The 10404-nt window shown below is 36.7% G+C and carries 7 protein-coding genes; 6 read left to right on the forward strand and 1 reads right to left on the reverse strand.

The window, feature by feature from the left end:
* Nucleotides 1-306 (reverse strand): hypothetical protein (locus ABXH34_RS14960; protein ID WP_353572691.1); only part of this gene is annotated, 306 nt, incomplete at its 3' end.
* Nucleotides 307-664: 358 nt separating this feature from the next.
* Here ABXH34_RS14960 and ABXH34_RS14965 point away from each other — a divergent pair.
* From ABXH34_RS14965 to ABXH34_RS14990, 6 genes are all read left to right on the forward strand, one after another.
* Entirely contained in the window at nucleotides 665-7408 is a 6744-nt protein-coding gene (locus tag ABXH34_RS14965) for an RHS repeat-associated core domain-containing protein (protein ID WP_353572692.1), read from the forward strand.
* Nucleotides 7409-7474: 66 nt separating this feature from the next.
* Entirely contained in the window at nucleotides 7475-7942 is a 468-nt protein-coding gene (locus ABXH34_RS14970) for a tetratricopeptide repeat protein (protein WP_353572693.1), read from the forward strand.
* Between the two features lie 63 nt (nucleotides 7943-8005).
* On the forward strand, nucleotides 8006-8452 hold the full coding sequence (locus ABXH34_RS14975) for a Hint domain-containing protein (RefSeq protein WP_353572697.1): 447 nt from the start codon (nucleotides 8006-8008) through the stop codon (nucleotides 8450-8452).
* Between the two features lie 94 nt (nucleotides 8453-8546).
* Nucleotides 8547-8957, forward strand: coding sequence for a hypothetical protein (locus tag ABXH34_RS14980; protein ID WP_353572694.1), 411 nt, complete (start codon nucleotides 8547-8549; stop codon nucleotides 8955-8957).
* 144 nt (nucleotides 8958-9101) lie between these two features.
* A complete protein-coding gene (locus ABXH34_RS14985; RefSeq protein ID WP_353572695.1) occupies nucleotides 9102-9632 on the forward strand; it encodes a Hint domain-containing protein in 531 nt (176 codons plus the stop codon).
* 5 nt (nucleotides 9633-9637) lie between these two features.
* The gene (locus tag ABXH34_RS14990; RefSeq protein WP_353572696.1) at nucleotides 9638-10036 is read left to right on the forward strand and encodes a hypothetical protein; all 399 of its coding nucleotides are present in this window, start codon (nucleotides 9638-9640) and stop codon (nucleotides 10034-10036) included.
* The last annotated feature ends 368 nt before the right edge of the window (nucleotides 10037-10404 follow it).

The raw sequence follows: 10404 nt of genomic DNA on the forward strand, positions 1-10404 counted from the left end.
ATATTGATGGGTGTTTAATTGGTGCAAATTAAAGCTAGGTTCTTGTTGACATTGGCCGCAATGCAGGCAAGCATCGGTTAAATGTTCAATGTGCAATGTTTGGCTGCAAGCCAGTAAAAATAGTTCTTTGACTATGGCTTGTGTATCACAAGAGTCTAAAAAATCAGGTGGGTAAATAGAACCTGCTTCAATTAAGTAATTAAGCGTTTCGCTATCAAACTCAAGAATTATCATATTGGAATCAATATTAATAATTCGCAACTCAGGATGAGTTTGTTCAAAATGTGCATCAATGAGGTATTTCATCAGATATCAACCCATAAATAAGAATAATTATCATTTGCAAATGATAGTCATTATCAATTAATCAGTCAAGGATTATTTTGCTCATTTATAAATATTAGTAAATATTGATGTTATTTAATATGATTGTTCTGCACTTGTCTTGCCCTTATGTCCTTTTTGACCGCCGTTGTCTTTTCCTTATTCTTTTGGGATGCCTGCTCCTATAAGGTAGTTACATTTTTTCACTATCCCTTATATTTTACAACCTCATCAGTTTCAAAAATGCTTTATTAATTAACAAAGCATTTTACAGTACAATTTTTATTGTATATAAATTTCATTTCATATAAAATTCCAACAAATAAAAAAGGGATTTTTTATGCCACAAATAAATTTAGATACAAATACAAGACGGCAACGATGGCCGTCTATATTATTTAAAGTGATTTCTACTCTATTTTTAATAATAAATACTGCTTATGCTCAAGCTCCTGCTGAATGTGATGTAGTGTATGCAGTACACGATAAAGGTATTCAGGATAGCCAAATTTTCAGCTACAACTTAAATGATGGGCAATTTCGTTCTGTGGGTCCTTTGTATACAGACCTAGATTTAGAAGGGTTTGATGCACATCCTACCACTCACAAACTCTACACTACTACAGGACAAAATAATTCACAGCTTTATACCGTTGATGCAAGTACGGGTGTATTGGAGAAAATTGGTGACATTGGCTTTGATAATGTAACAGGTTTAGCTTTTCACCCCGATGGTGGATTGTGGGCTAGTGCTGATCAAGGTTTATTGCAAATTAATATAGATACTGGGGCAGGAACAATAGCGAATCCTGTATTACCAGGCTTTATTAATGGTTTGGCATGGCATAATGATGGTACTCAACTATTCGCAGTCACAAGTTCTAATGAAAGTAGTACGCTATGGGTTATTGATGAAGGAAATACATGGCAAGTTGCTTGTAATGATTTACCGAAAAAAATAGAAAGTTTAGAAACCCTACCTGATGGCTCATTAGTTTATAGCTTCCATAATGATAATAAATTAAATATTCATTCCTTTGATATTAATAGCTGTCAAACTCTTTCTGATGGTGAAATTGATACTCCTTATAATGATATTGAAGGTTTAGCATGGTCTGCTTTTTCCTGTACTGTTTCTAATTTAGATTTTTTACGAGCTTATCTTGAAGGTTTAGAAGGTGCTGAATTAGTTGAAATTCAGGACGATGGTTCAATTCAAGTCACTATTAATGGTGAGATATATCATAGTAAACTAGATGATAATATCACTTCTGGTGAACCTTCTGAAGACGGCAACGTTGAATCAACTGGCGATCAGAATGGAGATGGTATTGATGACTTTCTTATCACTTATCCTAGTGGTGACCAACAAATCCTATATTACTATGGTTTAATTGATGATGAGCCAACAGACTGTCAAACTTTAGTAGCCCCTCCTATTGATCCTACCGTTATCAGTATCCCCTCATTAGTCACTCAATTTATTTACACAGGTGACGATCCGATTCAAACAGGTGTTGCAACAGGCACAATCAATTTAGAACATGCGGCGACATTACGCGGAAAAGTGACTGATACACAAGGCGAAATTTTACCTAACGTCAATATTACAATTAAAGATCACGCTGAATATGGTCAAACTGTCACAACCTGTGATGGTTACTTCAATATGGCAGTCAATGGTGGTAATACGCTGACGGTTAATTATCAGAAAAACGGTTATTTACCTGTACAACGTACAATTAAACCTGCGCGGTTGGAGTATGCAATTGTAGACGATATTGCCATGACTCCACTAGATTCAATAGTAACCAAGATTGATTTAACCGCTGATACACCGATTCAAGTTGCCAAAGGCAGTGTTGTGACGGATGAAGATGGCTCACGTCAAGCAGTTATATTATTCCCTCAGGATTTAACTGCTACTATGACCTTGCCAGATGGTTCAACTCAAGCATTAACTGAATTGGATGTGCGTGCAACTGAATATACAGTCGGTGAAAATGGGCCAGATGCGATGCCTGGGCCTTTACCACCTGAAAGTGCTTATACTTATGCTGTTGAATTAAGTGCAGATCAAGCAATTGCAGCAGGCTCAACCCATATTGATTTTAATCAACCTATACCACTTTATGTTGATAACTTTATTGGCTTTCCTACTGGAGGAATTGTTCCAATTGGTTGGTATGATTATGAAAAAGCAGAATGGATTCCATCTCGCAATGGACGCGTTATTGAAATTATAAACATTGAGAATGGAATTGTTGAATTAGATGTAGATGGAAGTGGTCAAGTTGCTGACTCTGAAGCCCTTGCTGTATTAAATATTACCGAAGCTGAAAAACAAGAATTAGCCAAACATTATACTGTGGGTACAAGTTTGTGGCGTGGTTTGATTCCCCACTTTACCCCTTGGGACTATAACTGGCCTTATACATTCCCTAAAACGGCAAAAAAACCTAAGTCCGAGAACACTACTCCTAAGACAGCAAATGAAGACAACCCAGATGATTCTTGTAAACAAAGCGGATGTATTATTGAAGCAGAAAAACAAGTTTTAGGAGAAACGATTGCTATTGCTGGTACGCCATTTACTTTAAATTACCGCAGCAATAGTACATTAGGATATAAAGCGGCATATAAGGTAGATATTCCTTTAATTGGAGATGACATACCTAAACTCCTTAAAAACATTATAGTTGAGATAAGTATTGCAGGACGAAGGTTTTCACATAAATTCCCACCAATTAAAAACGGAACATTTACTTTTACTTGGGATGGATTAGATTATTTTCAACGACCACTACAAGGTAGACAAAAAGCAAGAATACGTATTGGTTACGAATATCACCTCGTTTATGCTTCCCCTGGTGATTTTTCTTCAAGCTTTGCACGAGCAGGTAGTGGTAGTGGAATGTCTGTTAGACGTAACAAGTCTAGTGGGATTCTTTGGGGTACAACATACCGTGTAGATTTGGGTACATGGTATCCAATAGGTACTGAATTAGGAAATTTTAGTCTAGATATTCATCATACTTATGATGCTGTCAGTAAAGATTTATACCTAGGATATGGCAAACAAGAAAATGCTAATGAGACGGTACAAAACTTAATTATAGAAACGGTTGCTGGTAATGGAGGTTATGGAAAGTTTAAAGAAATATATGAAGGAAAACCAGCTACACAAGTGCCTCTTTATAATCCAGCAAGTGTTGCTTTTAACTCTAAAGGTGAGTTGCATATAGGTGTTATGAACAGCTATAAAGTAATTAAGGTCGACTCTGATACAAACACAATTCATACTGTAGCAGGTACTGGTGAAGGTGGTTTTGCTGCTGAAGGAGAGCTTGCTACCACTGCTAACCTGAGACATGTTACCCATATCAGTTTTGATTCTAATGATAATCTATATATTGCTAATACTCACCATATTCACAAGGTTGATACAAAAGGAGTTATCCATACTGTAGTTGGAAGTACTTCAGGAGAATATTTTAATAGTGTTGAGGTAAATGGCAAACTTGCAACAGAGGTGAATTTATCTTGGATTCATGGTTTTGCTTTTGATTCATCAGATGATTTATATATTGCAAGTTATGCTTTTAATTCTCTTTTTAAATTAGATGGCAATACTAATATTATTAATAAGTTATTAGTAAGTGATGTTGGTACTGTTTACAACCCTAATAGTGTTCTTTTTGGAAAAGATGGAAGCTTGTATATTGCTAATGGGGGCTATAATAGCAATATTCGTCGAGTAGGCACTAATAATTCTATAGAAATCATTGCGGGTACAGAGCACGGTGGCTTTAATGGTGATGGTGGAATAGCAACTGAAATAGAGATAAATGATCCTTATTCTATGGTATTTGGTCCTGATAATAACTTGTATTTTTCTGATGGTAATAATCATCGTATCCGTAAAATAGATGCAGATGGCGTTATCAGTACAATAGCTGGAGGTGGTGATAGTCTAAATAAGAATAAGGAACTTGCACTTGAGGCTAAATTAAATCGCCCTAGAGGTATTGTTTTTGGCCCTGATAATTATTTATATATTACTGAGGGTAACTATGTACATCGACTTAGACCTTCTGCTCCTGACTTTTCTATTAAAGATACAACAATTGCTTCAAAAGATGCTAGTTTATTGTATGTATTTTCTGCAAGTGGCCATCACCTACGTACATTAGATAGTATCACTGGGCAAACCATTTATACGTTCTCTTATAGTCCTGAAGGTTATCTGACTTCAATTGAAGATTTAGATGGTGACATTACTCATATTGAGCGTAATGGCAAATTACCACTTGCTATTATTGCACCTGATGGTCAGCGTACTATCCTAAGTGTGAATGAAAATGGTTATCTTGATTCAGTCATTAATCCTGAAGATGAAGCTTATTTGTTGAGTTATACCGATAAAGGCTTATTAACAGAATTTGTTAATCCTCGTGGGCATAAATCAATTTATCGTTATGATGACTTAGGTTTGTTAATAGAGGATACTGATGCTGCAAATGGTGGTTGGTCGCTGGCTCGTATTGAGCATGAGGATGACGATGGTTATACAACAACATTAACTAGCCGTGAAGGTCAAACTCATACTTATTCGGTTATTCCTAAAAATAACGGTGAAATTGAGCGGATTCAAATTGCACCTGATGGTACTGAAACAAAAGCACTTATCAAAGCTTCAGGTGATGTTGTTATGACCAATGCAGATGGTACAACTGTCGTGTCAGAACAAGCACCCGACCCACGCTTTGGTATACAAGCCCCTTTTACTGAAAAAATGACTATTACCACACCAAATGGTCTAAAAGGTGAAGTGAAAGCAGAAAAGACTGTATGGCTTAGTAATAAAGATGATCCTCTTAGCTTAATAAGCCTATCAAATACTATGACTATTAATGGTCGTAGAAGTAGCAGTGTATATGATGCAACTAATAAAAAGCTAACCTCAACCAGTGCTGCAGGGCGACGTACCACTTCTTATTACGATGATAAAGGGCGAATTATTAGAGAAGAAACCTATGGGCTTGCTAAGGTTTACTATTCTTATGACGAGCGTGGACGCTTGACCCAAATTACTGAAGGTGATGGTAATGAGGCAAGAACGGTTACGTTTAGTTTCGATCCAAATACGGGCTATCTATCTCAAGTGACTGATGCCTTGGGTCGTACTGAGCAGTTTACCCGTGATGCAGTCGGGCGGATTTTAGCGCAAACTTTACCTGATGAACGCCAAATTCAGTATGAATATGATGATAATGGTAATATCACATCGATTAAGCCACCAAGTCGTCCTGAGCATACATACAGTTATGACGCAGTTGATTTACCCTCTGAATACCAAGCTCCTACTGTTAATTCTTCAGGTCATGAAACTTTAAGCAGCTTTAACCGTGATAAGCAGTTAACACGAGTCACCTTAGCTGACAATAAAGTGATTGATTTTAATTACGATCAAGCTGGACGTGTTGAAGAAATTGTGTTGCCAAAAGGTACGCAATCTTACAGTTATGACTCTGAGACAGGGCAAGTTATCAGTGTCTCAGATGAGGCAAGCGGTTCGGTTATCAATTATGAGTATGATGGTTCTTTGTTGTTATCTGAACAGTGGACAAATAGTATTGAAGGTTCTGTCAATTACAGCTATAACAATGATTTCCGTTTGCAAACCACTTCAGTCAATGAAGAAACTGCTGTCAATTATGGCTATGACAAAGATGGTTTAATGACGCAAGCAGGTGATTTGACGCTGCTACGTGATCGATATAATGGGCTTTTGAAAGGCTCAACTTTAGATAATGTTAAAACTATACTGACTCATACTCAATTTGGTGAGTTAAAAACCGAGGTTGCAACGTATGATGGTACGGAGTTGTACCGAGCAGAGTATAGTTATGACAAGCTGAGTCGTATTACGCAAAAATCAGAAGTTGTTAACGGACAAAGTAGTGTTAGTCAGTATCAATATGATTTAACAGGTCGTTTGATACAGGTTGATGTTGATAGTGTAGTGACAACGTATCAGTATGATGGCAATAGTAACCGCACTCATATTAACGGAGTTGAGATTGCAAGTTATGATAATCAAGATCGGTTGTTAACTTATGAAAATCAGCGTTATACACATACAACTAATGGTGAGCGGTTAACTAAAACTGAGAATGGCGAAACCACACGTTATCATTATGATGTATCGACCAATTTGACCCAAGTTCGTTTAGCTTCAGGTCAGACGGTGAGCTATATTATTGATGGTCAAGACCGCCGTGTGGGTAAGGTTGTTGATGGTTTCTTGGAGGAAGGTTATCTTTATCAAGGTAGCATTAATCCTATTGCCACTTTAGATCGTAACGGTGAGGTTAAAGCGCAGTTTATTTACGGTAGTCAGGATCATGTGCCTGATTATATGTTGCAAGATGGTGCTGTATATCGTTTGGTGACGGATCATTTAGGCAGTGTGCGTTTGGTTGTTGAGGTCAGTACAGGGCGTATTGTTCAGCAGCTTGATTATGATGCTTGGGGACAGGTATTAGTTGATACCAATCCAGGATTTCAACCATTTGGTTATGTGGGTAGTTTGTATGAGTCGCGTACAGGTTTAGTACGGTTTGGTGCAAGGGATTATGACCCGCATACAGGGCGTTGGACTGCGCAAGACCCGATTTTATTTGATGGTGGTGATAGCAATCTATATCGCTATGTATTTAATAATCCTATAAATTTGATTGACCCTGATGGGTTAAGCCCAACTGGCGAACGTGGAACGACAGGAGGTACATCAGGGCAAAATTCAAAAAATAAATATAAACATTGTAAAGAAGATAAAAATGATCCTAACTACATTATTTGTAAACACCATCAATCAGGTAAGACAGTTAGAAAACCTAAGCCTTCAGATTGGGATGAAGACACTAATAATGAGTCTAGAACCAATTTATCCACAGACATTTTAATAGGGGGAGGTAAAGTTGTATTAGGGACATATCTTACTTATAGATGTATAAGAACAGTTCCTTCACTTTTCCCCCCTTTGTGGTGGACTCTTCCTGGCAATTTAGCAACTCCTTAACGTTATAAGCTCAGGGTAATCTAACTATAGTAGTATGATTACCCCAGTTACTTTATTCTGGAAATTATGGATAGTTTATTTGAACAAGCATCTCAAGCATGGGATCAAGGTAATAATAGAGAAGCCTTTGAACTATTTCGCCGAGCAGCTGCGAAAGGGGAACAGAATGCTTTTCTTAATTTAGGTTATTGTTATGATGAGGGGATAGGAACAAAACAAGATAAAGAAAAAGCTTTATTTTGGTACAAAAAAGCAGCTCAATATGGAGATTTATCTGCTTACATGAATATAGCTGTATACTACGTTTCTGTAAAAGATTTTAAGTTAGCTGAATATTGGTATAAAGAAGCATTTGATAAAGGTGAGAAAGAAGCAGGACTGGAGTTAGCCAAGTTAGGGTTAAATAATAATATTAGCCTAACCAATTCTAATATTTTAGAGTATTTACAAGTTGTAATAAATGCTAAGTGTAAAATCGAAGTCTGTGAAGCATCCCAAAATGAAGCTTATTCTTTGTTAAAGAAGTTAGATTAGATATATTTGTTCGTCTTTCCTGAAGTATTCTCACAAAATATTATTCGCTTCCAAGATGCTTAAATAAATTTCCCTAATCAGTTTCTATCAGAAACCACAGCAGGTCATCCGTTTTATATCCAAGGCAAAGGTTGGCAGCCTGCCAGTAGCTTAAAAGTAGGAGAGGCACTACAATTACACAATAGCGTTGTCGTTGTTATCAAGACAATTGACACCAGTGTTCGGTTTGAGAAGGTCTACAATTTAACTGTTGCTAATACCCATAATTACTTTGTTGGTGATGATGGTGTATTGGTACATAATGCTAAATGCAAAGTTTGGTATGATAAAAACGGAAGAAAGCAAATAGATATAGTGTTCCCAACACGGAAACAAGCAAAAGATGCTGCACAAAAGAGGGGTTTATGGAGTAATAAACCTGAAAAACATAAAAAAGGACATCGGCATTTTCATGATAAAAATCATGGAGACAAGTCAAAACCAAACTACCACTATTCATTTCCAGATTAAAAGCTGTCCATAACTAGCTGAAGCATAGGCTCACCTCTAATATATCTATATTTAAAGATGAGTCTTAAAGTTATAGAGGATATAGAATAAGACTATGCTTGAGAGTTCTTACGAACAACATATTGAGGGTTTTCTTTGCACATTTCTTTCTGAACATCGTGCTGTGCGATGGAGAGCGATTTTAAATAAAAAACCTAAGCATTGGAAAAAAGTAAGTGCATGGGATTTGTGGGATAACAGGTATACTTCAACAAAACATTGCATTGAATGGAATCATAGTCTCAAGGAACTACTTGCTTCATCATTATTTATGCCATATCAAAAAAAACAATGTGTAGTGATACATTGTGGACATGCCGAAGGGAAAATTGAGACTCTTTCTTTGTTAGATGCACTAACTGGGGAGAATGCTTTATTTGAAGGAATAATATCAATTGTTCCATACAAATTAGCATTAGTGGTCAATCATGATGGTGATATATGTATTTGTCAAAAGCAAACTTAATATTGTTTGTCTCGTTACATAGTTTCCTTATTAACCAAACCTCTGGGCTTGTACTTTTTTTACAAACTCAGAGGTTGCCTTTTATTCCTCACCAATCAAATAACAGTTTCAAATCAATATTGATATTCCCAATCTGCCATAGATTTGATTCAGGGTGAAAAGAGTTACCAACTGACTCGATTAGGGTTAGAATCTGGCGAATCGATTGAAACCACAGCAGAACATCCGTTTTATATCAAGGGCAAAGGTTGGCAGCCTGCCAGCAGCTTAAAAGTAGGAGAGGCATTACAGTTACACAATGGTGTTGTCGTTGTTATCAAGACAATTGACACCAGCGTTCGGTTTGAAAAGGTCTACAACTTAACTGTTGCTAATACCCATAATTACTTTGTTGGTGATGATGGGGCGTTAGTGCATAATTGTATTGATTACAATAAATTGCATCATATTTTTGGAAAAGCTGATCATCGACTTGATAATTTTCTTAGCCAATTTGATTCACAAGAGGCTGCATTCTTAGCACTAGAAAAAGCAGGACTGAATGCAGCCCGAGGTAGAGCAGATGGAGTACATAACATTAGAGTTAAAATTGGCTCAGTATTCGTTACTATACGTGTATATATTAAAAATGGAAAAGCCAGACTTTCGACTGCCTATATAGCTGATGGAGACTGAGGCTAATGGAGACTGAATTAGACTTTTTTGAAAAAAAGCTAATGCAAATGCTACTTCAAGGAGAGGATGATACATTATCAATACTTCGTGAGCAGCTAGCAAATTCAACTATTAAGGATAGGGAAGTAACAGGAGTTGGATTTTATATATCATTCCAAGTGGCAAATAATACTTTACGTACTCATAAACAAGCATTTGCCTTCGGAGATGTTATTGCCGATATCAATGAATTAGAGTTCGGAGCTGGTTTTTTACTATTTGTTAATAATGGAGTATTGAGTACGCTGGAGGGGTACGCACATGATGGGCCTTGGCTATATGAAAAGGTTACAGATTTCCAACTTAGTTATAGTACTCCAACTGGAAAGAGAGATATAGAAGCGTTAAAAAAAATTTGGCAATAACGTAAACAGAACCTCTGGGCTTGTACTTTAGCTCGTTCCCAAACTGAGAGGCTGTAAAAGAACCACGTTTTTTCGATTTAGGATTGTGTAAAATCAACAATTTACAATCATTAAAAACGTTATTTTTGCAGTTCTTTTACAGCCTCTCAGTTTGGGAATACCTGCCTTGCAAGCTCAGCTTGAAGCATTCATTTTCACCCAAACCTCTGGGCTTGTCCTTTTTCACAAACTCAGAGGTCGCCTTTTATTCCTCACCAATCAAATAACAGTTTCAAATCAATATTGATATTCCCAATCTGCCATAGATTTGATTCAGGGTGAAAAGAGTTATCAACTGATTCGATTAGGGTTAGAGTCTGGCGAATCGA

The sequence above is a fragment of the Candidatus Albibeggiatoa sp. nov. BB20 genome, from assembly GCA_016744725.1.
Classification (GTDB): Bacteria; Pseudomonadota; Gammaproteobacteria; order Beggiatoales; family Beggiatoaceae; genus Albibeggiatoa.